General features: G+C 73.8%; 17 protein-coding genes and 1 riboswitch. Of the genes, 8 read left to right on the top strand and 9 right to left on the bottom strand.

The window, feature by feature from the left end; genetic code table 11:
- Window positions 1–196: 196 nt before the first annotated feature.
- Both ACFWFZ_RS30675 and ACFWFZ_RS30680 read right to left on the bottom strand, forming a co-directional pair.
- Window positions 197–2,413, bottom strand: coding sequence for a germacradienol/geosmin synthase (locus ACFWFZ_RS30675; protein ID WP_387126592.1), 2,217 nt, complete (start codon window positions 2,411–2,413; stop codon window positions 197–199).
- A 107-nt stretch (window positions 2,414–2,520) separates the two neighbouring features.
- On the bottom strand, window positions 2,521–4,587 hold the full coding sequence (locus ACFWFZ_RS30680) for an ABC transporter ATP-binding protein (protein WP_387126594.1): 2,067 nt from the start codon (window positions 4,585–4,587) through the stop codon (window positions 2,521–2,523).
- Between the two features lie 738 nt (window positions 4,588–5,325).
- Between ACFWFZ_RS30680 and ACFWFZ_RS30685 the strand changes: the two genes are divergently transcribed.
- Together ACFWFZ_RS30685 and ACFWFZ_RS30690 are read left to right on the top strand one after the other, a co-directional pair.
- On the top strand, window positions 5,326–6,846 hold the full coding sequence (locus ACFWFZ_RS30685) for an immunity 49 family protein (RefSeq protein WP_387126596.1): 1,521 nt from the start codon (window positions 5,326–5,328) through the stop codon (window positions 6,844–6,846).
- A gap of 91 nt (window positions 6,847–6,937) precedes the next feature.
- Window positions 6,938–7,159 carry a hypothetical protein gene (locus ACFWFZ_RS30690; protein WP_031152000.1) on the top strand — a complete coding sequence of 74 codons (222 nt, stop codon included), beginning with the start codon at window positions 6,938–6,940 and terminating at the stop codon, window positions 7,157–7,159.
- Window positions 7,160–7,277: 118 nt separating this feature from the next.
- Here ACFWFZ_RS30690 and cobN read toward each other — a convergent pair whose 3' ends face one another.
- The gene (cobN, locus tag ACFWFZ_RS30695) at window positions 7,278–10,895 is read right to left on the bottom strand and encodes a cobaltochelatase subunit CobN (protein WP_387126599.1); all 3,618 of its coding nucleotides are present in this window, start codon (window positions 10,893–10,895) and stop codon (window positions 7,278–7,280) included.
- 32 nt (window positions 10,896–10,927) lie between these two features.
- Window positions 10,928–11,086, bottom strand: a riboswitch (cobalamin riboswitch).
- A gap of 302 nt (window positions 11,087–11,388) precedes the next feature.
- On the opposite strand from cobN, the gene ACFWFZ_RS30700 reads away from it, so the two are divergent.
- Genes ACFWFZ_RS30700 through ACFWFZ_RS30710 form a run of 3 tightly spaced genes read left to right on the top strand, consistent with a single transcriptional unit; the run spans window position 11,389 to window position 14,790 of the window.
- Window positions 11,389–12,642, top strand: coding sequence for a cobalamin biosynthesis protein CobG (locus ACFWFZ_RS30700; RefSeq protein ID WP_387126601.1), 1,254 nt, complete (start codon window positions 11,389–11,391; stop codon window positions 12,640–12,642).
- A 4-nt stretch (window positions 12,643–12,646) separates the two neighbouring features.
- Entirely contained in the window at window positions 12,647–13,294 is a 648-nt protein-coding gene (locus tag ACFWFZ_RS30705) for a precorrin-8X methylmutase (protein WP_387126603.1), read from the top strand.
- Complete coding sequence (locus tag ACFWFZ_RS30710; RefSeq protein WP_387126605.1) at window positions 13,291–14,790, top strand: precorrin-2 C(20)-methyltransferase; 1,500 nt, start codon at window positions 13,291–13,293, stop codon at window positions 14,788–14,790. Before ACFWFZ_RS30705 ends, ACFWFZ_RS30710 begins: the two co-directional genes overlap by 4 nt.
- 66 nt (window positions 14,791–14,856) lie before the next feature.
- Here ACFWFZ_RS30710 and ACFWFZ_RS30715 read toward each other — a convergent pair whose 3' ends face one another.
- From ACFWFZ_RS30715 to ACFWFZ_RS30740, 6 genes are all read right to left on the bottom strand, one after another.
- On the bottom strand, window positions 14,857–15,627 hold the full coding sequence (locus ACFWFZ_RS30715) for a cobalt-precorrin-6A reductase (protein WP_387126607.1): 771 nt from the start codon (window positions 15,625–15,627) through the stop codon (window positions 14,857–14,859).
- Window positions 15,617–16,366, bottom strand: a complete 750-nt coding sequence (gene cobM / locus ACFWFZ_RS30720) for a precorrin-4 C(11)-methyltransferase (protein ID WP_387126609.1) — start codon at window positions 16,364–16,366, stop codon at window positions 15,617–15,619. Before cobM ends, ACFWFZ_RS30715 begins: the two co-directional genes overlap by 11 nt.
- Entirely contained in the window at window positions 16,363–17,697 is a 1,335-nt protein-coding gene (gene cbiE, locus ACFWFZ_RS30725; RefSeq protein ID WP_387126611.1) for a precorrin-6y C5,15-methyltransferase (decarboxylating) subunit CbiE, read from the bottom strand. The genes cobM and cbiE overlap by 4 nt, the downstream gene beginning before the upstream one ends.
- 191 nt (window positions 17,698–17,888) lie before the next feature.
- A complete protein-coding gene (locus ACFWFZ_RS30730) occupies window positions 17,889–18,659 on the bottom strand; it encodes a hypothetical protein (protein ID WP_387126613.1) in 771 nt (256 codons plus the stop codon).
- Window positions 18,631–19,875, bottom strand: a complete 1,245-nt coding sequence (locus ACFWFZ_RS30735) for a hypothetical protein (RefSeq protein WP_387126615.1) — start codon at window positions 19,873–19,875, stop codon at window positions 18,631–18,633. The genes ACFWFZ_RS30730 and ACFWFZ_RS30735 overlap by 29 nt, the downstream gene beginning before the upstream one ends.
- 75 nt (window positions 19,876–19,950) lie before the next feature.
- On the bottom strand, window positions 19,951–20,910 hold the full coding sequence (locus ACFWFZ_RS30740; protein ID WP_387126617.1) for a trypsin-like serine peptidase: 960 nt from the start codon (window positions 20,908–20,910) through the stop codon (window positions 19,951–19,953).
- A gap of 153 nt (window positions 20,911–21,063) precedes the next feature.
- Here ACFWFZ_RS30740 and ACFWFZ_RS30745 point away from each other — a divergent pair, with 153 nt between their 5' ends.
- From ACFWFZ_RS30745 to ACFWFZ_RS30755, 3 genes are all read left to right on the top strand, one after another.
- Window positions 21,064–21,291, top strand: a complete 228-nt coding sequence (locus tag ACFWFZ_RS30745; protein ID WP_387126619.1) for a hypothetical protein — start codon at window positions 21,064–21,066, stop codon at window positions 21,289–21,291.
- A gap of 84 nt (window positions 21,292–21,375) precedes the next feature.
- Window positions 21,376–22,647, top strand: coding sequence for a hypothetical protein (locus ACFWFZ_RS30750; RefSeq protein WP_387126621.1), 1,272 nt, complete (start codon window positions 21,376–21,378; stop codon window positions 22,645–22,647).
- Window positions 22,644–24,716, top strand: a complete 2,073-nt coding sequence (locus ACFWFZ_RS30755; RefSeq protein ID WP_387126623.1) for a hypothetical protein — start codon at window positions 22,644–22,646, stop codon at window positions 24,714–24,716. Before ACFWFZ_RS30750 ends, ACFWFZ_RS30755 begins: the two co-directional genes overlap by 4 nt.
- Window positions 24,717–24,743: the final 27 nt, after the last annotated feature.

Raw genomic sequence — 24,743 nt, forward strand, 5'->3', positions numbered from 1 at the left:
GCGGGACGAAGGTCCTCGTAGCGGAGCTACCCGGGCATGTGGCTCGGGCGCCGCGGGCGCGGGCCGGGCGGCGCGACGCCGCGGGGCAACTCGATACAGACCCTAGGCCCGCCCCCCCCGCCCCCCGCCCGCGCCCCCGCCCCTGTCGGCGGCTCTGTGTGGTGGGGGCGGGGCCCGCCCGCCCCCACCGCCCGGCTCACCCGGGCAGGGAGAGCCTGGCGGCCGCCATGCCGAAGCCGGAGCCGAGGACCGCGGCGGCCAGGCCGCCGTCGGGCCTGTGCAGGTCCTCCGGCCGGTAACGACGGATCGTCGCGTGCCAGTTGAGGACGCCGGCGTGCCAATCCTTCAGTTCCTGCACGTATGCGTCCAGGGCGGCCCGGGCCCCGGCGTCGAGCTTCCAGTCGTCGTAGAGCACCGGCAGCTGGGTGGCCACGATGTGCTCGAACTCCTCGGTGCGCTGGGTCATCAGCGCATGGCAGATGTGCAGTGCCTCCGGGTAACCGATGTCGAAGAAGTTCCGCGTGACCAGGATGTGGTTGTGGACCTCGCCCTCGAACTCCACCTCCTTCTGGTAGGAGTAGATGTCGTTGATCAGGCAGGCGGCGTCGGCGACGGCGTTCTCCAGCGAGCGGATCGTCCCCGAGGCGTAGATCTCCTCCGGAATGCCCCGTCCCTCGTGGCCGAGCCGGCACAGGTACATCGTGAGCCGGCTGCCGAAGGTGCGCCGTCGCATCTCCGCGTAGTCCACCGGGTCCGGGATGCGGTTCAGGACCGCGTTGTCCACCTCCCAGAGCCAGCTCTCCAGCATGTCCACCAGCGTCGCCCGGAACTCGGCGCGCTGCCGCACCGACATGCCGGCGCTGGTGCGCACCCACAGGTCGGCGAGCCCGCGCTCCAGCGCCGTCGACGGCTGCGGCTGCTCGGCGTGGTCGACGGGGATCATGGCGATCAGCCGGGCGGTGGTCGCCTTGGCCGCCGCCAGGTTCTTGGCCTGTGCGAAGACCACCGGGTAGTAGTCGTCCCCGTAGGTGCCCCAGGTCAGCCAGCAGGCGTTGAGCGCGAGTGCGCCGGGGGTGGCGTCCGGGTCGATTCCGGCCGAGCAGACCGCGAAGTCGTAGCCGCGCAGCTTCTCCTCGCTCCAGATCGCCGAACCGGGATCGCCCGGCTGCGGGTCCAGCAGGCCTGTCCGCCGGGACCAGGCCACCGACTCCTCGCGCGCGTGAGCCAGATGAGGACTCAGCGTGAGCCGGTGGGGCATGTAGATCTCCGGGATCACGGAGGGCCCGGTGCGTTCGAAGGGTACGTGGGTGAAGGAGCGGCGGCGCAGCTCCATCGAGCGCCGGTTGAAGACGGACCGCAGGTCGAGGGCGCTGGTGCCGAGCCCGGACGGCATGAAGGGAAGGGTGACCGGGCCGGTCGCCCTGGCCTCCTTGTTCATGTAGCGGCTGGAGACCATGTGCCACTCGTGGCCGCCGGACTGCCAGTCCTGAAGGCCCTTGGTGTACGCGAGGACGGCCGCGATCTCCGCGGGGTCCAGCGCGAAGTCGATGAAGAGCTGGGGGAGTTCGCACAGAGCGGTCTGCTCGAACTGCTGGAGGCGGGAGGTCAGCAGGTCGTTGGACGCCTCCGCGGCCTCCTGGGTGGTGCAGCCGAGGAACGTCTCCAGGACCAGGACGGCGTTGGAGAGTTCACCCTCGTCGGTGACCTCCCGCTCGTAGGAGAAGAGGTCGTTCCTGATGTGGACCGCGTCCGAGAACGCGTCCCGCAGTACGCCGAGCGGGCGCGAGTGCGCGACGCGCGCCGGGACCTCGGCGGCGACGTACTCGACCAGGCCGGCCGACCAGGGGGCGCCGCCCACCTTGCGGCGCATCTCGATGTATTCGAGGGGGTTGGCCACCCGCCCGATGTCGATGTTGGCGAGCTCCCACATCGACTCGTCGAGGAGGTTCTTCGTGGACGAGGAGAACCGTTCCCGCCAGTCCGCGGACATGGAGGGAACGGTTCGCCGCCACAGGTCGGCGAGACCGGCCTCCACGGGGTTGGTGGGCTCGGGGAAGCCGCGGGCCAGGTCCATCGGCATGAAGGCGGCCAGCCGGTCGAGGTAGGCCTTGGCGCCGTCGCGGTCCTGGGAGCGCTTGAAGGTCTCCAGGAAGTGGTCGTCGAAGAAGAACACCCACACGTACCAGTCGGTGACCAGCGACAACGCCTCGGCGTCGCAGTCTGGGTGGGTGTACGAGCAGAGCAGCGCGTAGTCGTGCGAGTCGAGGTCGCTCTCCTCCCAGACGCCGGAACCCTCCAGCATCGCGAAGTCGCGCGCCCATTGCTTGCTGTGGGTCCTCGCCTCCTCCAGGTGGGGGTTCAGTCGCGCCGGATACGGCACGTAGAAGTCCGGCAGTTGGAACGGCTGCGTCACGGCGGGATAGGCCCTTCGTCGAAGGTGCGGGGGCCGGCGGCCCGGCCCCCGCAAGATCAGCAGTGCCCTACCCGTGGTGTCAGCGGGATAAGGAGGAGTTCACCGCATCAGGTGATGGGGGTGTCGGTCGGTGACGCGCCGCCCTGGCGGGGGATGGGGGAGGAGCCGGACCGTCGGGGCTGGGGCTCCACCCTGGGCCGGGAGTGCTGGGCGAACTGCTCCGCCTGCATCCGGAACATCGACGCGTACCGGCCGCCGAGCGCCATCAGCTCGTCGTGGCCGCCCTGTTCGACGAGCCGCCCCTCGTGCAGCACGTAGATGACGTCGGCGAACCGTACGCCGGACATCCGGTGCGTGACGAGGACGACGGCGCGCTGCGGTCCGGCGAGCCCCCGGATGCTGTCGAAGGCGGCGATCTCCGCCTCCGGGTCCAGCGCCGAGGTGGGCTCGTCGACGACGATGACCCGCGCGTCCCGGTAGCGCGTCCGGGCCAGTCCGAACTTCTGCCACTGACCCCCGGAGAGCTCCGATGCGCCCCTGAACACCCGGGCCAGCAGGGTCTCGTAGCCGTTCGGGAGCTTCTCGACCACGCGGTCGGCCCCCGCGTAGCGGGCCGCGGCGACCACGTCCGCCGCCCGCTCCACCGCCTCCCCGGGGCCGTCCTCCCCGGGGCCGTCCTCCCCGGGCTCGTCCTCCCCGGGCCGGCCGATGGTGATGTTGGTGCGGGCGGTCACCGGCCACCGCTCGAAGTCCTGGGTGAGGAGCGCGACCCGGTCGAAGACCTGCTCCCGGTCGGCGCCCCGTACCTCGACCCCGTCCCAGGTCAGCGAGCCGGAGTCGGGCAGGTGCAGGCCGGCGAGCAGTTTGACCAGGGTGCTCTTGCCGGAGCCGTTCTCACCGACCAGCGCGACGACCTTGCCCGCCTCGATGGTGAGGGAGACCCCGTCGAGCGCGGGCTCCTCGCGGTCCGGGTAGCTGAAGCCGACGTCCTCCAGCCGTACCGCTCCCAGCCGCTCCGGCAGCGGAAGCCCGCCGCGCGGGATGGCCCGCCGCCCGGCCTCGGCGACGAACCGTTCCAGGTCCCGTACATAGAGGGACTCCTCGTGCAGGGTGTTGGTGGTGGCCACCAGCGCGCCGAGGCTCGCCGACCCCGCACGTACCGCGATCACGGCGGTGCCGGCGACGGCGAGGTCCATCCGGCCGGTGACGATGAGTGCCACCATCGCCCCGTACGTGATCAGCGCCGCCGCGCCGGAGAGCGCGGCGGCGAGCAGCTCGGTGGCGGCCTTGTCCTTGGCCAGGCGGGTGGCCTCGGTCTCGGCGACCTCGGCCATGTTGCGGTAGTGGCCCAGCAGGTACCGGCCGACGCCGTGCACCCGTACCTCCGGGGCCGACGTACGGGAGATCAGCAGCTGGCCGATGAGCCGGGCGGCCCGTACGTGCTCGACCCACGTGATGACGGACAGATAGCGGCGCTGCGCCACGCGCATCGCGCCCCAGCCGCGCGGGGCGGCGATCAGCAGCAGCATGGGCAGCAGCAGCGGGTGCAGCACGGTCAGGACACCGGCGGTGGCGACGAGGGAGATGATCCCGCCGAGGGTGGCCACGCAGGCGCCGACGGTACGGCGGGCCGAGGGCGGCCCCCACTGGGCGCTGTCCAGCAGCCGCCGGAACTCCCCGTCCTCGATGGCTTCGAGCTCCACCTCGACGGCGGCCTTCAAGTACTGCTCGTACGCGGCCCGTTCGATCTTCGGCTCCAGCCGTCCGGCGGCCGCGGTGGACCGGGAGGCCAGTACGGCGCCCAGTACGGCCACCAGCGCGCCGGCGGCCAGGGAGGGCATCGCGGCGTGCAGCCGCTCGGCGGGACTGCCCGCGCCGAGCAGCGTACGGAGCACCTCGCTCAGGACGAGCAGCCCGACGGCGGAGGTGACCCCCTGCCCGGCCTCGGAGGCGGCGACGGTGAGCAGCGCCGGCCGGTCGGTGTCCCAGGCCAGGCGCAGGGTCCCGGCGACCATGCGGGGCATGGTGCGCAGGGTGGACAGGAGCCGCCCTTCGAGGCGGGCGTAGTCGTGGTGGGACCAGCCGGCGTCGTAGCGCAGGGGCCCGCCGAAGAGCCGCCGCTCACTCGCCGAGACGGCGGGCTGGAGGGGCGTGGGCCGCTTGAGGAGCCTCATGCGCGGCCACCGCCGCCCGGTGCCGGGTCGAACACCACATGAACGTGCACGGATCGCAAGATTCCTCCCAAGGCGCTGCGGCTGCGAACTGACGCCGGAAGAACGTGGCTGCTCAGAGCGGCGTCACGGCCCGCGGGGAACGAACGCCCGCACACAGTTGCGACGCCGGCCCGGACCCCAAGGGCGGCGCGGTCATCGGACGTTCGAATCACCCGCAGGTGTCGGTGCCCCCTTCCGAGGGATTGCGCCCGCCCCTGCCGACCGAAAGCCGAGAGGCCGCCCTCCCGAGGTGGGAAGACGGCCTCCGTACGGTGGTGCAGGCGTTACGGGACAGGAACGGGAAGCGACGCGTGCCGAGGATCCCACGTGTTGCTTTGGTGGTTGGGGAAGACCAGCAGCGAGGTGTGCCCCTTCGGGCCCTGGCTGAGGACGACGCCTCCGGCATCGGTGGCCATCGCCGCGGAGAGCCACCGCCGGCCAACTTGCTTTGCGCCGCGGCCGAACTGACCGGCTTCGGCGGGTGGATCCGGGTCTCGCGGTCTCCTGCCTGAGGGTGCATTGCAGTTCGGACGTCCGGCGGTCCGGTCCGGTCCGGGGGCCTGTGCCGTCGCCCCTGATGCCTGGCCGGAGGCGATCGAGGCGGTGGGTGCCGGTCGAGGGGGAGGGGGATCGCCTGTCGGTGCTCGGCGGGCGCGGGGTCGTCGGCGGGTGGTGCGGGCGGTCTCGTAGGGTTCGGGGGTGAATCGAGACAACTCAGTTGAAGCCGGCGCCGGTCGCGGCGGCGAGAGTGCCGAGGAACTGCTGCGCGGCGTGCGTGCGCGGCTGTTGCCCGTCGGGATGGTGACCCCGCAGGTCGCCGGTGGTATGCGGTACGCCCGGGTCGTGGCCGACGAGCTGGTCTTCGCCTACGCCTTCGACGGGCCCACCAGCGTGCGCACCCTCACCGACGGCGACGTGGAGCGCGTCGGGGCCGAGGCTCTGGGGCAGGCGGCGCGGTCCAACCTGATGCGCGAGCCCGTCACGTACGAGGAGATTGCCCTGGAGGGGCGGGCCACGCTGCACTCCGTCTTCGGCGACTCGCACTTCGTCGCCTCCAAGGCGCTGTACCTGGGGGAACTGGCGCGGCAGGTCACCGGTGAGTCGCTGCCGTCCGCCGGCGCCCTCGTCGTCGTCCCCACCCGGCATCTGCTGGCCTTCCATCCGATAGCCGACGGCTCGGTGGTGGACGCCCTCAACGACCTGGCCGCCTACGCCCTCGGCGCCTACGAGGACGGGCCCGGGCCGCTCTCGCCGCGCGTGTACTGGTGGCATCGGGGCGGCCTCACGTCGCTCACCGTCGTCGACGAGGGCTCCCGCACGCTGTCCCTGCGGCCGCCGCAGCAGCTGCTCGGCCTGATGAAGGGGCTGATCCGCCTCGACCGCGCCGGCCGGCTCGCGACCCGGAGTGCGGACCCGGCGGTCCTGGATCCCGGCACCCTCACCCGTACGACCGTCGAGTCCGTGGCCCGACACCCGGGCGACCCGGCGGGGCTGGGCGACGCCTTCGCCTCCGCCCTCGCGCTCGCCCACGTCCGCTGCACCGCCGACCCCCGCGCCGGCGACGTCGTCACGTGGGACGCGTGGGAGACGGCCGTGCGGCTCGGCTCCGCGCTGTTCAGCGGCTCCGGTCCGGAGCAGTGGTACCTGGGCGAGGGGAACGCCCTCCAGCTGCCCGCCACGCCCGCGGCGCCGCCCGCGGACGCCCGCGTTTGGCTCGACGCGTTCTACGCCGCGCTCGTGTGCCGTGCGCACGACCGGGTCGCCCGGCTGTGCCGGGTCCCGCTGGAGGCGCTGCGGCAGGACGACACCGTCGACGCGTACGTCCTGCACTGGATCGACACCCTGCAGACCTACTTCTCCGAGGGCGGCCCCGCCGACGCCGTCGTGGAGAAACTGCTCGCCACCATGCAGTCGTCCCTGCCCGAGATGCTGACCCACGCGCCGGACGAGTTCGTGAACCGTGTCGACTTCCAGCCGGTGTCGCTCTTCCACCGCCTCTTCACGCGGGAGCACGAGGCTTTCGGCGAGTCGCTCGCAGAAGCCCTCTCCGAACACGGCGGCTACTGGGGGGAGTCCGAGGCGCCCCGCGCCCGGGTGGCGCTCGGCGTGCTCGCCATGGCCTGCCTCGCCCACGACCAGGGCTTCCCGATCGACCCGGAGCGGCTGCCGTACCTGCCCCGGTACCTGGTCGACGGCAAGAGGATCGAGCACATCTCCTGACACGCCGACGGCGTGCCGCAGTGCGGGGTGATTGTCGGATTGGGTTAGGTTTGCCCGCGTATGTGGTGCCGATGTTCCCGGAGGGACACTCATGGCGATCGATCTGGACAAGGTGCTCGACAAGGCGTGGGCCGACAAGCCGCTGGCCGATGTGCTCGCCGCGCCGGTGGCCGCGCTCAAGGGCGTCAGCGAGAAGGACGGCGAACTGCTCCACGAGGCGTTCGGCGTCAAGACCGTAGCCGACTTCGGGCAGCTGAAGTACGTGCGCTGGGCGCAGGCCCTCGTCGCGCTGAACCAGACCGTCAAGGCGTAGCCGGCCGGCGGTGCGCGTACTCGGGGTACGCGGATCCGACGGCGGGAAGGCCGTCCTGCGCACCCGCTGACGGGGTGGGCAGGGCGGCCTTCGTCGTACGGGCCCGCGCGCGGCGGACCTACTCCGCCTCACCCTCCAGGTTGCCCTCGGTGTCCAGGTACACCTGGCGCAGCGCTTCGAGGATCCGGGCGTCCGGCTTCTCCCACATGCCGCGCGACTCCGCTTCGAGGAGGCGCTCCGCGATGCCGTGCAGGGCCCACGGGTTGGCCTCCTCCAGGAACGCGCGGTTGACCGGGTCCAGGACGTACGCCTCGGTCAGCTTGTCGTACATCCAGTCCGCGACCACGCCCGTCGTGGCGTCGTAGCCGAAGAGGTAGTCCACCGTGGCCGCGAGCTCGAAGGCGCCCTTGTAGCCGTGCCGGCGCATCGCCTCGATCCACTTCGGGTTCACCACGCGGGCGCGGAACACCCGTGAGGTCTCCTCGACCAGGGTGCGGGTCTTGACCGTCTCCGGGCGGGTGGAGTCGCCGATGTACGCCTCCGGGGCCGTGCCGCGCAGCGCGCGGACCGTGGCCACCATGCCGCCGTGGTACTGGAAGTAGTCGTCCGAGTCCGCGATGTCGTGCTCGCGGGTGTCGGTGTTCTTCGCCGCGACCGTGATCCGCTTGTAGGCCGTCTCCATCTCGTCCCGGGCAGGGCGTCCTTCGAGGCCGCGGCCGTAGGCGTAGCCGCCCCACACCGTGTAGACCTCCGCGAGGTCGGCGTCCGTACGCCAGTCGCGGGAGTCGATCAGCTGGAGGATGCCCGCCCCGTACGTACCCGGGCGCGAGCCGAAGATACGGGTCGTCGCGCGGCGCTCGTCACCGTGCAGGGCCAGGTCCGCCTGGGCGTGCGCGCGTACGTGGTTCTCGGACTCCGGCTCCTCCAGCGAGGCCGCCAGCCGCACCGCGTCGTCCAGCAGGCCGATCACGTGCGGGAACGCGTCGCGGAAGAAGCCCGAGATGCGCAGCGTCACGTCGATGCGCGGCCGGCCCAGCTCCCCGAGCGGGATCGGCTCCAGTCCGGTCACGCGGCGCGAGGCCTCGTCCCAGACCGGGCGGATGCCGAGCAGCGCGAGAGCCTCGGCGACGTCGTCGCCCGCCGTGCGCATCGCGCTCGTACCCCACAGGGACAGGCCGACCGAGGCCGGCCACTCGCCGTTGTCGGTGCGGTAGCGCGTGAGCAGGGAGTCGGCCAGGGCCTGGCCCGTCTCCCAGGCGAGGCGGGACGGAACGGCCTTGGGGTCGACCGAGTAGAAGTTGCGGCCCGTCGGCAGGACGTTCACCAGCCCGCGCAGCGGCGAGCCCGAGGGGCCGGCCGGGACGAACCGGCCGTCCAGGGCCGCGACCACGTGGGCGATCTCGTCCGTGGTGCCCGCCAGACGCGGCACGACCTCGTGCGCGGCGAAGGTCAGGACCGCCGCCACCTCCGGGGAGTGGTCCGCGGCGACCGCGGCGACCGCGGAAGGGTCCCAGTTCGCGTCCTCCATCGCCTGCACCAGGGAGCGGGCCGTCTCCTCGACGGCGTCCGCCGAGGTACGGGTGGCCGCGGACTCGTCCAGGCCGAGCGCCTCGCGCAGACCCGGAAGGGCCGCGGTGCCGCCCCAGATCTGCCGGGCGCGCAGGATGGCGAGGACCAGGTTGACCCGGGCCTCACCCGTCGGCGCGCCGCCCAGGACGTGCAGGCCGTCGCGGATCTGGGCGTCCTTGACCTCGCACAGCCAGCCGTCGACGTGCAGCAGGAAGTCGTCGAAGCCGTCGTCGTCCGGACGCTCCTCCAGCCCCAGGTCGTGGTCGAGCTTCGCCGCCTGGATCAGCGTCCAGATCTGCGCGCGGATGGCCGGCAGCTTCGCCGGGTCCATCGCGGAGATCTGGGCGTACTCGTCCAGGTGCTGCTCCAGCCGGGCGATGTCGCCGTACGACTCCGCGCGCGCCATCGGCGGCACCAGGTGGTCGACCAGCGTGGCGTGCACGCGGCGCTTGGCCTGTGTGCCCTCGCCCGGGTCGTTGACCAGGAACGGGTAGACCAGGGGCAGGTCGCCGAGGGCGGCGTCCGGGGCGCAGGCCGCGGACAGGCCCGCGTTCTTGCCGGGCAGCCACTCAAGGTTCCCGTGCTTGCCCAGGTGGATCATCGCGTCGGCGCCGAAGCCGCCGTCCTGCGCGCGCGCCTGGATCCAGCGGTACGCGGCCAGGTAGTGGTGCGAGGGCGGCAGATCGGGGTCGTGGTAGATCGCGATCGGGTTCTCGCCGAAGCCGCGCGGCGGCTGGATGAGGATGAGGAGGTTCCCGCGGCGCAGGGCGGCGAGGACGATGTCGCCCTCCGGGTTCGCGGAACGGTCCACGAACATGCTGCCCGGGGCCTCGCCCCAGTGCTCCTCGACACTCTCGCGAAGCTCGGCCGGGAGCTCGGCGAACCAGCGCTTGTAGTCGGCGGCGGGGATGCGGACCGGGTTGCGGGCCAGCTGCTCCTCGGTGAGCCAGTCCTGGTCGTGGCCGCCGGCCTCGATCAGGGCGCGGATCAGCTCGTCCCCGTCACCCGAGACCAGACCGGGGATCTCGGGGACCGGGCCGAAGTCGTAGCCCTCGGCGATCAGGGTGCGCAGCAGCTCCACCGCGCTGGCCGGGGTGTCCAGGCCGACGGCGTTGCCGATGCGGGAGTGCTTGGTCGGGTATGCCGAGAGGACGAGGGCGATCCTCTTGTCGCGGCGCTCGATGTGACGCAGCCGGGCGTGGCGTACGGCGATGCCCGCGACCCGGGAGGCCCGCTCGGGGTCGGCGACGTAGGCGGGCAGGCCGTCCTCGTCGAACTCCTTGAAGGAGAACGGGACGGTGATCAGGCGGCCGTCGAACTCCGGCACGGCGACCTGCGTCGCGGCGTCCAGCGGCGAGAGGCCCTCGTCGTTCTCCTCCCAGGCGGAGCGGGATCCGGTCAGGCACAGGGCCTGGAGGATCGGCACGCCGAGCGCGGCGAGCGCGCCCGCGTCCCAGGACTCGTCGTCCCCGCCCGCCGAGGCGGTGGCGGGCTTGGTGCCGCCGGCCGCGAGGACGGTGGTGACGACCGCGTCCGCGGACCCCAGGGCCTCGACGAGCGCCGGCTCCGGGCTGCGCAGGGAGGAGACGTAGAGGGGGACCGGCCGGGCGCCGTGGGCCTCGATGGCCTCGCAGAGGGTGTGCACGAAGCCGGTGTTGCCGCTCATCTGGTGGGCGCGGTAGTAGAGCACGGCGACCTCGGGGCCGTCCGTGCGCTGCGCGGTGCGCTCCAGGGGCCCCCAGGTGGGGGCGGCGGCGGGCGGCTCGAAGCCGTGACCGGTGAGCAGGACGGTGTCGGAGAGGAACCGGGCCAGCTGTTCGAGGTTGGCCGGGCCGCCGTGCGCGAGGTAGGCGTGCGCCTCGGCCGCGATGCCGATCGGGACCGTGGAGGCCTCCATCAGCTGGGCGTCCGGGGCCTGTTCGCCCGTCAGGACCACGACCGGGCGGGTCTGGCCGGGGGCCAGCAGCAGGTCCAGGCCGTCCGGCCAGGCGCGCAGGCCGCCGAGGAGGCGTACGACGACCAGGTCGGCCCCGTCGAGCAGGCCGGGGAGGTCGTCGAGGGGAAGGCGGGAGGGGTTGGCGAACCGGTACGGGACGGGGGCGTCCGCCGTGTTCGCTGCGCGAGCGCTGAGCAGATCGGTGTCGGACGTCGACAGCAGCAGGATCATGCGGCGGCAGGCCTTCCTCGGGGTTTCCGCGCCCCGGGCAGTGAGGACAGCGGGAGTTCCTGACTCACCCGGCCGTATGGCTCTGCCGGGTTCACAGTGGCGGGACCGCGCCGGAATCGCACCGGGCTTCCTCCCATGTCGCCGTCCTCGGCGACGGCGGACCGTATGGGCCGCCGGAAGGTCATCTTAGGGGCGGGTGGTTCCCGTCCCGGTGGGCGGGGCGGGTGGTCGGGTGCGGTGGCCCTGCGGGGGCTCTGCCGGTTGGGTGGGGTGGTCGGGTCGGGTGCTGTCCGTTGTGGGGGTTCTGCCGGTGGCTTCGCCGCTGGGGCGGGTGTATCGGGTGCGGCGCCGTTGCGGGGGCTCTGCCCCCGAACCCCCGCGCCTGAAACGCCGGCGGGGCCGGGATTTCCGGCGGCGCCGGGAGCGCGCCGGGTGACGGAGCGTGGCGGTGGACACAGTTCCGGGGAGCGCAATCGTGGGTATGCTCGCCGCCATGCCCCAGCCCCCCTCCGCCGTATCGCGGGACGAACCCGTCATACGGGACCGCGGTGACGCCTGCCCCGGCGCGCTCCGGCTGCACGCGGCGGACGACGGGCACCTCGCGCGCGTCCGGATCCCCGGCGGGGCGCTGACCGCCCGCCAGGCCTCGCTCCTGGCGTCGGCCGCCGACCGGTTCGGCGACGGGCACCTGGAACTCACCTCCCGCGGCAACGTCCAGCTGCGCGGCCTCGCCGACGGCTGCGGCGCCGGCCTCGCGGAGCTGCTCGACGCCGCCGGGCTGCTGCCCGCGCCCGCCCACGAACGCGTACGCAACATCGTGGCCACGCCGACCTCGCAGGACGTACTGCCCTGGGTGCGCGAACTGGACCGGCTGCTGTGCGCCGACACCCGCGTCACCGCGCTGTCCGGCCGCTTCCTCTTCGCCCTCGACGACGGCCGCGGCGACGTGGCCGCCCTGGAACCCGACGTCACCGTGCTCGGGCAGCCCGGCGGACGGGCCCTGGTGCGCCTCGGCGCCGCCGCAGGCGCGGTGGCCGTCGCCGCGGCGGACGCCCCGCGGGCCGCGCTGCTCGCCGCCGCGTACTTCCTCGACGCCGTCGACGCGGCCGGCACCCGCCCCTGGCGGGTCGCCGAACTCCCCGCCCGACACGCCCTGGACGACGGGCAGTTCGCGGCCCGGCTGGCCGCCGCCGGCATCGGCGCGGTACGCGTGCCGACGGTGGACTGGCCGTACTGCGCCCCGCCCGTGCCCGGCCCGCACGACCCCCTGTGCGTGATGCCCCCGTTCGGCCGGCTGAGCACCGGCCAGTGGAGGGTCCTCGTCCAGGCGGCCGAGCACGGCGACGGGTTGCGGATCACCCCGTGGCGCACGATCGTCCTTCCGGGCGCCTCTGCCCCGGCCGCCCTGCCGGCCGACGCGGGGCTCGTCGTCTCCCCGGACAGCCCCTGGCTGTCCGTCACCGCCTGCACCGGGCGCCCCGGTTGCGCCAAATCCCTCGCGGACGTACGCGCCGACGCGCGCGCCCTGGTGGAGCGGGCGCGGGGGCCGCTGCCCGTGCACTGGTCCGGCTGCGAGCGCCGCTGCGGCCACCCGCGGGGCACGCAGTGGGTGGACGCGCTCGCCACCGCGGACGGGTACCGGCTCTCCGTACAGGGGCGCACCCTGCCGCACCGGCCAGACCTGGCGGCCGCCCTCACGGCCGCACGCGAGAACACCTCATCACCCCAGAGTCCGAAGACGCAGTGAAGAAATGAGCGAGTACACCGTGTTTGAGTACGAGAAGGACGGCGCCGCGATCTACCGCCAGTCCTTTGCCACGATCCGCGCCGAGGCGGACCTCTCCGGGCTGCCCGCCTCGGTCGCCCAGGTCGCGGTGCGCATGATTCACGCCTGCGGGATGACCGACCTCCCGCAGGACCTGGGGTACACCCCCGAGGTGGTGCTGCGCGCCCGCGCCGCACTGGAAGCGGGCGCGCCGATCCTGTGCGACGTCCAGATGGTCGCCAGCGGCGTCACCCGCAAGCGGCTGCCCGCCGACAACGACGTGGTCTGCACGCTCTCCGACCCGGCGGTCCCGGACCTCGCCGCGAAGATGGGCACCACCCGCAGCGCCGCCGCCCTCGAAGTGTGGCGCGACCGAGGCCTGTTGGAGGGTTCGGTGGTCGCCGTCGGCAACGCGCCGACCGCCCTGTTCCGGCTGCTGGAGATGATCGAGGAAGGCGCCCCGCGGCCCGCCGCCGTCATCGGGGTGCCCGTCGGCTTCATCGGCGCCGCCGAGTCCAAGGACGCCCTCGCCGCCCACCCCTTGGGCCTCGACCACCTCGTCGTACGCGGCCGCCGTGGCGGCAGCGCCATCGCCGCGGCCGCCCTCAACGCCATCGCGAGCGTGGCCGAATGAGCGACGCGCAGCCCAAGGGCCGCCTCTACGGCGTCGGGCTCGGCCCCGGCGACCCGAACCTGATGACCCTGCGAGCCGTCGAAGCGATCGGCGAGGCGGACGTCGTCGCCTACCACAGCGCCCGCCACGGCCGGTCCATCGCCCGCTCGATCGCCGCGAAGCACCTGCGCGAGAGCCACATCGAGGAGCCGCTGGTCTACCCGGTCACCACCGAGACCACCGACCACCCCGGCGGCTACCAGGGCGCCATGGAGGAGTTCTACGAGGAGGCCGCCGCCCGGCTGGCCGCCCACCTGGACGCCGGCCGGACCGTCGCCGTGCTCGCGGAGGGCGACCCGCTCTTCTACAGCTCGTACATGCACATGCACAAGCGGCTCGCGGACCGCTACGCCACCGAGGTCATCCCCGGGGTCACCTCGGTCAGCGCCGCCGCCGCCCGGCTGGGCACCCCGCTCGTGGAGGGCGAGGAGGTCCTGACCATCCTCCCCGGCACGCTGCCGCAGGAGGAGCTGACCGCCCGCCTCGCCGCCACCGACTCGGCGGTCGTGATGAAGCTCGGCCGGACCTTCCCCGCCGTGCTCGGCGCGATGGAGAACAGCGGCCGGCTCGCCGAGGCCCGCTACGTCGAGCGCGCCACGATGGAGGGCGAGCGCACCGGCGTCCTCGCCGACACCGACCCCGGCAGCGTGCCGTACTTCGCCGTCGCCGTGGTGCCCAGCCGGATCGGCAACCCGGGCAGCGTGCCGTCCGGCCCCGGCGAGGTCGTCGTCGTCGGCACCGGCCCGGCCGGCCCGCTGTGGCTCACCCCGCAGACCCGGCGCGCCCTCGCGGACGCCGAGGTGCTCGTCGGATACACCACGTACCTGGACCGGGTGCCCGTCAAGCCGGGCCAGGTCCGGCACGGCTCCGACAACAAGGTGGAGTCGGAGCGCGCCGAGTTCGCCCTCGACCTCGCCCGCCGCGGCCAGCGGGTGGCCGTGGTCTCCGGCGGCGACCCGGGCGTCTTCGCCATGGCCACGGCGGTCCTGGAGGTCGCCGGGCAGGCGGAGTACAAGGACGTGCCCGTACGGGTCCTGCCGGGAGTGACCGCGGCCAACGCGGCCGCCGCCGCGGCCGGCGCCCCGCTCGGCCACGACTACGCGACGATCTCGCTGTCCGACCGGCTCAAGCCGTGGGAGGTCATCGCGGAGCGGCTGCGCGCGGCCGCCGCGGCCGACCTGGTGCTCGCCCTCTACAACCCCGGCTCCCGCAGCCGGACCTGGCAGGTGGCGCAGGCCCGCGAGCTGCTGCTGGAACTGCGCTCGCCGCAGACCCCGGTGGTCGTCGCCCGCGACGTGGGCGGCCCGGAGCAGTCGGTGCGGATCGTCACGCTCGCCGAACTGGAGCCGTCCGAGGTCGACATGCGCACGATCCTGCTGGTCGGCTCCTCGCAGACGCAGATCACCGAACGGGCCGACGGCTCGCGGATCACCTGGACGCCGCGCCGCTACCCGTGACCTGGCGGGTGTGACGTGATCGGCGTCGGGCCCGGGGTGGTTCCCACCACCCCGGGTCCGCCGTCCTCACGCGTGCTGCCGCAGCCAGTCCAGGGCCGCGGCCACCGAATCCGCCCGCGTGACGCCCTGCGGTACCGGGGGGCGGCGTACGACGAGGACCGGGACGCCCGCCTCGCGGGCGGCCGTCAGCTTGGGGGCGGTCGCAGAGCCGCCGCTGTCCTTCGTCACCAGGACGTCGATCCGGTGCCGGGCCAGCAGTTCCCGCTCGTCGTCGAGGGTGAACGGGCCCCGGTCCAGCAGGACTTCGAGGCGTGCGGGGACAGGCCCGGCCGGGGGGTCCACCGAACGCACCAGGAACCACAGGCCGTCGAGGTCCGCGAAGGTGTGCAGGCCCATCCGGCCGGTGGTCAGGAACACCCTGCTGCCGAGGTCCGGCAGCAGGGCGGCGGCCCCGGCGAGGGAGTCCGCGAACGTCCACGCGTCGCCCGGGCCGGGCTCCCAGCCGGGGCGGCGCAGCGCCAGCAGCGGTACGCCCGAAAGCGCCGCCGCCCCGGCCGCGTTGAAGCTCATGCGCTCCGCGAAGGGGTGGGTGGCGTCGATCACGCGGGTGACCCCGTGCGCGCCGATCCAGGCCGCCAGCCCGCCCGGCCCGCCGAAGCCGCCGACGCGCGTCCCGCCCGGCGGGAGCACGGGCGCGGCGACCCGGCCCGCCAGCGAGGTCGTCACCCGGTACGAGGACTCCCGCGCCAGCGCCTCCGCCAGGCGGCGGGCCTCGGTGGTGCCGCCCAGGATCAGGACGTGGCCGCCGGTACCCGCAGGGGCCGGTTCAGCAGGCATGCCGGTCGCGCTCGGGGGAGTACAGGTGGCTGTCGCGGAACTGCTCCGCGCCCAGGGTGCGGCCCACCACGATGACGGCGGTGCGGACCAGGCCCGCCTCCTTCACCTGGCCGGCGATGTCGGCCAGGGTGCCGCGCAGGATCAGCTCGTCGGGGCGGCTGGCCATCGCCACCACCGCCACCGGGCACTCGGCCCCGTAGTGCGGCAGCAGCTCCTCGACCACCCGGTCCACGTAGCGGGTGGCCAGGTGCAGGACGAGCAGCGCGCCGCTGCGGCCCAGGGTGGCCAGGTCCTCGCCGGGCGGCATCGGGGTCGCCTGCTGGGCGATCCGGGTGAGGATCACGGTCTGCCCGACGGTGGGCACCGTCAGCTCCCGCTTGAGGGCGGCGGCCGCGGCGGCGAAGGCCGGCACGCCCGGGACGACCTCGTAGGGGATGCCGGCCGCGTCCAGCCGCCGCATCTGTTCGGCGACGGCGCTGAAGATCGACGGGTCGCCCGAGTGCAGCCGCGCCACGTCCTGGCCCGCCTCGTGGGCCCGTACGCACTCGGCGACGATCTCGTCCAGGTTCAGCTGCGAGGTGTCGACGAGGCGGGCGTCCCGCGGGCACTCGGCGAGCAGGTCGCGCGGCACGAGGCTGCCCGCGTACAGGCAGACCGGGGCGGCGGCGAGGGTCCGGGCACCGCGCACCGTGATCAGGTCGGCGGCGCCGGGGCCCGCACCGATGAAGTACACGGTCATGTCTGATCCTTCTCCTTGGTGTGCGTGTCCGTGTGCGTGTGCGTGTCCGTGGCCGTGGCCGTGTCGGTGTCCGTGTGCGTGGCCGTGTCGGTGTCCGGCTGCTTCGTCACCGACCACTGGGTGACCGGCATGGCCTGCCGCCAGCCCGTGAAACCGCCGACCGGCGCGGCGTGCGCGACGGCCAGTTTCACCAGATCGCCGCCGTGGCGCCGGTAGCGGTCGGTGAGGACCGCCTCCGACTCCAGGGTGACGGTGTTGACCACCAGCCGGCCGCCGGGGGCCAGCGCGGCCCAGGCCGCGTCCAGCAGGCCCGGCGCGGTCAGCCCGCCGCCGATGAACACCGCGTCGGGGGCCGGGAGCCCGGCGAGCGCCTCCGGCGCAGCCCCGACGACCACGCGCAGGCCGGGTACGCCGAGCGCGGCCGCGTTACGGGTGATCCGCGCGGCCCGTTCCGGGACGCGCTCCACGGCCACCGCCCGGCAGGAGGGGTGCGTACGCATCCACTCGATGCCGATGGAGCCGGAGCCGCCGCCGATGTCCCACAGCAGCTCGCCGGGGGCCGGGGCGAGCGCGCACAGGGTCGCGGCGCGGACGTGGCGCTTGGTGAGCTGGCCGTCGTGCTCGTAGGCGGCGTCCGGCAGGCCGGGGGTGGCGCCGAGGCGCGGCGCCTGGTGGGCCGGGTCCCGGCGGCAGTCGAGGGCCACCACGTTCAGGGGGTCGCCGGGCGCGTGGTCCCAGCTGCCGGCCGTGCCTTCGTACGCGTCCTCGTGCTCGGAGCCGAGCTGTTCCAGGACCCGCATCCGGCTCGGGCCGAAACCCCGCTCACGGAGCAGAGCGGCGATCTCGCCCGGGGACCCGGCGCCGGCGCTGAGCACGAGCACCCGGCGCCCGTCGTACAGCGCGGCGGCGAGACGGGCGACCGGGCGGCCCACCACGGTGACCACCTCGGTGTCCTCCACCGGCCAGCCCAGGCGGGCGCAGGCGTAGGAGACGGACGAGGGGTGCGGGCGGACCAGCAGGAACCGCGGCCCGAGCTCCTCGGCGAGGGCGCGGCCGATCCCGTAGAACATCGGATCGCCGCTGGCCAGCACCGCGACCCGGCGCCCGGCGTGCTCGGCCATCAGCTTCGGCACGGCCGGCCGCAGCGGACTCGGCCATGCCACCCGCTGCCCGGGGCACTCGGCGGCGGGCAGCAGGTCCAGCTGGCGCGGCCCGCCGATGAGGACCTCCGCCGAGGACAGCGACGACCGCGCGGCGGCGGTGAGCCCGGCCCACCCGTCGGCGCCGAGGCCGACGACCGTCACGGGTATGGGGGGCGGTGCGGAACTCACTGCGCTGTACCTCGGGGGGCGGGAAGGGGAAAGACGGTGGACCCGCAGCCTACTGGCCTGCGGCTGCGGTATCCCCGCCCACCCTCGCGAACCCGCGAGGGGCGCTGGCCTACCCTCGGTGACTTTCGCGGGAGAACGGCTCCGGGCCGCCTCCGAGGAGCTGACGGGGCCCCCACCAGGCGCCGGGTGAGTCAGACGGGCGGCGTCAGATCGCTCTCGCTGACGGTGTACGCCAGCGGGGGATAGCCGAAGTCCGTCTCCTCGTTCTCGCGGCGCCGCAGCCGGTAGAACTCGCGTGCCTGCTCATCGTCGGCCGCCATGAGGCGGGCCCCCTGGGGGAGATACGCGTGGCCGTCGTGGAATCGGACGAAGGTCTTCGACGTTCGCAACGTCACACCCAGCCAGGGGTTGTCCGCCGCCCTGGCGGACGGGTCCAACACGATTCTGTGCCGGAGCCGCCGATTCGAGCCGACGGAGAACGCGACGACGCTGTGGTGGGCGAGAGGAACCTCGGCCTTCTCACCCGCCGACCCCTTCGATTCGAAGATCAGCTTCCGCGACGGGCTCGCTTCGGGGTGCTGGTAACAGGAGAAGACGGCGATGTACGACTCGTCGGCCAGATCGAGGGCCTGGTCGCAATGAGCGCCCATGGTGGCGTAGGCGTTCGTGTAGCGCTCGATGAGAGCGTTGTTGAAGCCGACCGGGAGCGCCGCACGCTCCTGGACGCGCCGCGCCAGCCGCTCGTACACCGCCCGGAAACGCTGCGCCGGGCTGCCGTAGCGAGTGGTGGTGCGTACCAGAGGCACGCCACCCGCCTCGTCGACCCTGACGAGCGTGGCGCCTCGCCGGCCTTTGCCCAGGTCCTCCCAGCGGACCGACGCCGACAGCTCCGCGAAGAGGTCCTCATCGGTGGGCACATCGAACGAGAGGATCTCATCCGAGATCGTGGATTGTGGGGGCAAGATAATCTCCCGTGTTCATGCTGAAGGGGAACCGGTCGCCGTAGTCGATGAAGGACGAGGTCCTGTTCTCCTCGGCGTACAGTCGGCGCAGCTCGTCCATGCCCGCCGGTGTGGGCTGCTCCAGCCGAGCCAGGCCTCCCGCCGCTCTGAGGAACGTGCGGCCGTCCCTGTGCACGGCTTCGGTGCTCGAACAGCGCACCACGTACCCCAGGCGGGTCGGGAGCAGCGAGGCGTCCAGCGACGAGGGCCGGATCTCGTGCGTGTAGAGGCGGTTGGCGGACAACGGCATGAGGAAGACGGAGCCTGGGTGAAGCGTCTGGGTGAACTGCGGGGGCAGCGCGCCGCCGTCGTGTGGTCCGGCCGGCTCCTTGAGGCGGAAGTGGAGCCTGGTCAGCCCGCTGGCAGCCTTCACGCCGAAGTCGAAGGCGTCTTCGGCCATGGGCTGCAGTGTGTCGAGCCCGTCGTAGAAGGTGCAGAAGGCCATGATGCCGTTGGCGGGCATGTCCTTGGTCTTGTCGGCATGGGCCGAGATCCTGGCCTTGGACTGTTTGCGCCCGGTCGCGGCAAGGGTGTTGTGGTAGATCTGGGCGAGTACGTGATTCAGCGGTGCATGGTTGCGGAAGACGGTGGCGGCCTCGCGGTTCAGGGCCTCGACGATGCCCGTGTCGGTGGGGCGGAAGTCCTCGGTCGGCCCCGAGAGGTTCGTCGAGCAGCGCAGCAGGCGGAAATGCAGTTCGTCACCGTGCCGGGTGACGGGCGTCAGATAGATTCCGCTGCGGTGGGCCGTACCGGGCTTGTCGGACTCCGTCAGGGACTGGAACGCGTGCTCGGCACTGATCCGTGCGAAGTGGTCGGCGTCGAGGTCGAAGAAGCGGCGGTAGTACACGCCGACGCCGTGTACGCGCAGGGGGATCCGGCCGAGGCCGACGACGGTCCACCGTTCGCCGTCGGCGTCCTCGTCGTAGCCGTGTGACAGCTCCCGGACCACGAACACCCGGGCAGCAGCGTCCAGTCGGCGGCCGCTGATCCCGGATATGTCGCCACACAGGTAGACGGTCCTCTGTGCGAGGTCGCACGCCCCGGAGGCGAGGTCCTCCGGCGTGATCACGGACCCGAGGAAGTCCCTGATCCCGTCCTGGTCCCGCAACGCCGAAGGCGCGACCAGGATGTGGCCCGCGTCCTCGATGCGGGCTTCCGCCGGCTCTGCCGTGCACATCAAGTGGTACCCGTCCTTCGTGTGGCTCGGTGGATCGGTCAGAACGGTAGCCGTCCCCTTCCGGGAAGGGACGGCTCAGGAGCGGGTGGCCCGCTCGTAGAGGGCGCGCACGCCGTCGCCGAAGGAGACGCTGTACGAGGTCTCGTCGTCGCCGCCGCCGTCCCGGCCGCCGATCACCCCGATGAGTGTGTGCCCGTCGGTGAGCACCGGTCCGCCGCTGGTGCCGTTGGGCACGTCCGCGCAGTCCAGCCGCAGTTGTGTCGGCCCCGCCGGGTGTGCGGTGGTCCGGCAGTCCAAAGGCTGCTCGGAGGAGTTCGGATAGCCCACGAGCCGTGCGGGCACGGGCAGTTCGCGTCCGAAGGCGATCGTCCCGGCACCCGTGACGTCCTCCAGCCGCTGGCCGGGGTATCCGGGCTGGCGCAGCCGGAGGAACGCGATGTCGTGGTCGGGGTCCTGGTCCGCGGTCCAGCGTGGGTCCACGTCGATCCGGGTGGGCACCCAGACGCCGTACGGGGCGATACCGTCCCGGTAGCCGGGCGCGAAGACGAGGTTGGTGCGGAAGCCGCCGCCGTACACGCAGTGGGCGGCCGTGGCGATGAGGTCGCCGGCGGGGGAGTGGACCACGACGCCCGAGCAGTGGTGGTCGGGGTCGCCGTCGTTGCCGGGGGAGAAGAGCGCGCCGATCGCCGGCTCGGCGGGGGCGGGTCTCGCCACCAGCGGGTCGGAGGGCTCCCATCCGCCGGAGCGCCAGTCCACCGCACCGCCGCCGGCGAAGGCCTTGCCGTCCTTCGGCGGGTCCGGGTCCTCACGGACGATCCCGTCGAGGACGGCCGACGCCGTCCGGTCGGCGCGCTCGGGGTCCTGCCGGTAGACGCCCTGGGCAGGATCGCCGTCCGCGCGGTTGGCGGCGATGCCGCGCAGCTCCCAGGCGACGTACCCGGCCCCCGCGAGGACCAGGGTGCCCAGGAGGCCGACGGCCACGGAGCCCCGCGCCGCGGTCCGTCCCCGCTGCCGTGCCCGAACCCTGCTGGACATGTGGCCCCTCCCGCCCGCATACGCGTCCCACTCCCGGTTCGATGGAGGGAAGGCGGCCCGGGTTCCGAGTCCGGGACGTGTCCGTTCTCACAGCCCGGGCCACGAGAACGCACCACCCCGAAACCGGATGCGCGAACCGCGGCGGTGGGAAGGGTGGCGCAACGGACGGCCTCGAACACGACACAGCCCGCGACCGGCCCCCGGCGGCGCGCCCGGCTGGATCACCCCTCCCGTCGGGCGGAACTCCTGCGCGGCGCACCGGAAGCGGAAGCCACCGCCCGCGGCGTCGGCCACCGCGGCGTGGGCCACCGCGGCGTCGGCCACCGCCGCATCGGCGAGTCCTTCGCCGAGCACGCCCTCGGCCCCGCCTGGACCCGGTGACGCCGAACCTGGCGTTCCCTACCCCCTGCCGAGCGCCCGGCGCTATCGTGCCCAGGGGCGACGGCACGAGGGGGCGGGGCGGCGATGCGATTTCTCTTTGTCCACGGCACGGGAGTACGGCGCGAGCGGCACGACCGCCTCTTCGCCCTGGTCCGCGAGCGGCTGACCGCCAGATTCCCCGAAGCCCGCGTCGACTCCTGCTACTGGGGCGACCGGTTCGGCGCGACCCTGGGCGCCGACGGCCGGTCCGTACCCGGCCTGCGGCCCGCAGCCGCACCCGACCCCGTCGATGCGGAGACGGCCGAGTGGACCCTGCTGCTCGCCGACCCGCTGTGCGAACTCCGGGTCCTCGCCGAGGCCGGCTGGGCGGACGGCGGCCAGGACCCGGACGGCCCCCGGGGCGGGGACGCCGACCCCTTCGCCGACCCCTTCGCGATGCCCGGCGTACAGCCCGCAGGCGTCCAGGTGCTCACGCTGCTCGCCGGCTTACCGCCCGCGCCGCCCCACCCCGGGGACGAACTCGGCGCCCTCCTGCACGGCACCGGCCTCGCCGCAGCCTTCCCCGCCGCCCTGACCGCCGCCGCCGACTCCGCCGAAGCGGCCCGCGCCGCCGACCGCGCCACCGGCGAACCGCAGGCACGGGAGCTGGCGACCGCCCTCGCCCGGGCCGTGACCGCCGGCGCCCTGGCCGCCGCCGGAGCCGACGCCGACTGCACCGGCGCCGAACGGGACCGCCTCGTCGAACTGCTCACCACCCGCCTCGGCGGCGACGCCCGCGTCCCCGGCGCCCGCGCGGCCGCCGTCCTCGGCCGGCTCGCGATGCGGGTCACCACCCAGCCCCTGCTCAACGCCTGGCGCGGCTCCCTCACCGTCGGCGCCACCCCCGCGCTCGGCGACATCCTGCGCTACCAGGCCCGCGGCCACGACCTGCGGGAGTTCCTGCACGCGCAGATCGCCGCCGCCCCGGGGCCGACCGTACTGATCGGCCACAGCCTCGGCGGGATCGCCCTCGTGGAACTCCTCGCCCTCGCCGCCGCCCGCGGCGAAGCCGTCCCCGGCGCGGAACTGCTCGTCACCGTCGGCTCCCAGGCCCCCTTCCTCCACGAGCTCGGCGCCCTGACCGCGCTCGAACCGGGCGCGAAGCTCCCGTACGGCTTCCCGCGCTGGCTCAACGTCTACGACCGCCACGACGTGCTGTCCTACCTCGCCGGACCCGTCTTCCCCGGCGACCCGCGCATCACCGACCACGAGATCGGCAGCCGCCAGCCCTTCCCCGCCTGCCACAGCGCCTACTGGAAACAGGACTCCCTCTACGAACGGATCGGACAGGCGGTGGCCGAAGCGGAGATCGGGTGACCCCCACCGACTTCCTGCCCCCGGCCCTCGGCCCGCAGCGCACCTTCGCGCTCGTCGCCGGCGTCGAGCGCTACGACATCAGCCACCGCTGGAACCTGCGCGGCCCCGCCCGCGACGCCCTGCGCTTCGCGCACTGGCTGACCGGCCCCGCCCAGGTGCCGCCCGGCAACCTCAGGCTGCTGCTGTCCCCGCTCGACGAACCCGAAGCCCTCCCCTGGCCCGACTCCCCGGCCATGGCCGCCCTGCGGACGGCGTACCGGCCGGCGACCGAGGAGAACGTGAAAGCGGCGCTGCTCGACGAACTCCCGCAGTGCGACGGCGACCTGCTGTGGATCTTCTGGGCCGGACACGGCTACCTCGGGCCCCGCCAGGAGCTCATGCTGCCCTGCGCCGACGCCCGCCCCAGCCAGATCCGCCACCTCAACCTCGACTCGGCACTCCGCTGGTGGCGCACCGACCTGGTCAAACAGCGCAGCTTCCCGCTCCAGGCGGCACTCGTCGACGCCTGCCGCGTCGACGCGCCCCGCGACGCCCGCTGGAACTTCGGCAGCACCGACTACGGCGGCGGCAGCTCGGTGCCCGGCCGCCGCCAGTTCCGCCTCTACGCCTCCCGCGAGGGCGAGGCCGCGCAGAACGACGCCGAGCGCGGCGCCGGCCGCTTCACCGAAGCCCTCCTCACGGAACTCGGCGGACGCTCCGTACGCGAGAGCGTCAGCGGGCTCCCCGTCGCCGCCCGCAGCATCCACCGCACCTTCCGGGAACTGCGCGAACGCGGCGAGGGCTGGCAGCTCCCGCAGTTCCTCGTGGACCGGGACTGGGACGCCTGCTCCTTCCTCGACGACGACCTGGCCGCGGTCGCGCTGCCCCGGGCCGCCCGGCTCGACCAGCAGGCCTGGGACGGACTCGGCGCGCTCTTCGAAGGCCGCGAACTGCCGCGCTGCGCCTACGAGGCCTACGCCTGGGCGTTCAGGACGGCCGGGTGCACCACCCCGGTCGGCGGCGGCCTGCCGGGCGACGGCCTCCTGGACGTGGTCCAGGACCTGGACGAACGCCAGGGCGGACGCGGCGGTATGCCGCTGGCCGTGCCCTTCGTACGGTTCCTCGCGGACCGGGCCGCCGCGGCGGGCGACGCGGCGTGGGCGGGACGGCTGAAGGACTGGGTGGACACCACCCGCGAGCGGCTCGCCCTGCCGACGCTGCCCCCGCCGCCGCCCCCGGCGCGCACCACCGTCGTACACGTGGGGCTGGAGCCGCCGCCGGACGGCGGGCCGGGCTTCCGGGCGCGGATGTGGCTGCGCGGCGAACGCACCGAGCACATATGGGAGTCGCAGGGCGCGCCCGTACGGCTGGACACCGTACGCAAGGAACTCCTGCGGCAGCTCGCCCTCATCGGTGCGGCGCCGGCGGACGGCGGCACCGGGCCGCAGGCCCCGGGCGGCGTCGACCGCATCGAGTTCCACGTGCCGTACGAACTGCTCGACACCGACTTCGACCAGTGGCCGGTGCCCCGCGGCCCGGCCGGCCGGCACCGCGCCCTCGGCCTGCTCCACCAGGTCGTCGTGCGCTGCCCCCAGGAGCGCGCGGACACCCGCGCCGAGTGGCGCACCAGCTGGCGCTGGCTGTGCACCCGGGGCGGCCGGCACCCCGAGGCCGTCCGGGTGGTGGAGGAGGCCGAGGTCACGGACGCGCTGGGGATGGAACTGGCCGAGCGGCCGGCGCCCGCGTGCGTCCTGGCCCACACCGCCTCCGCCCCGCACGCCGGGCTGCTGGAAGCCGTACTCGAAGGCGGCGTCCCGGTCGCGGTGTGGCGTCGCGGCGGCACAGTGCCCGCGCCCCCGCTCCTCGACCTGCTCGCACCCCCCGGACCCGACGGCCGCCCGGACCCCGGCGCACTGGACGTACTGGCCCTGCCCGCGCGCGTGCGGGAGGTGCGCCGGGCGGCCGCCGGCGCAGCCGCGGGAGCCACGCGCACCGCACCGGGAGGCGGCCAAAGCCCCGCAGGGGAAGACCAGTTGGTGCTCCTGTGGGACGATCCCGACGACATACCGGGCTCCCGGTCCCTGGCCTGACCCCGACCACTGACAGCGGCGACACGA

Source organism: Streptomyces sp. NPDC060232, assembly GCF_042726555.1.
Taxonomy (GTDB): Bacteria; Actinomycetota; Actinomycetes; order Streptomycetales; family Streptomycetaceae; genus Streptomyces.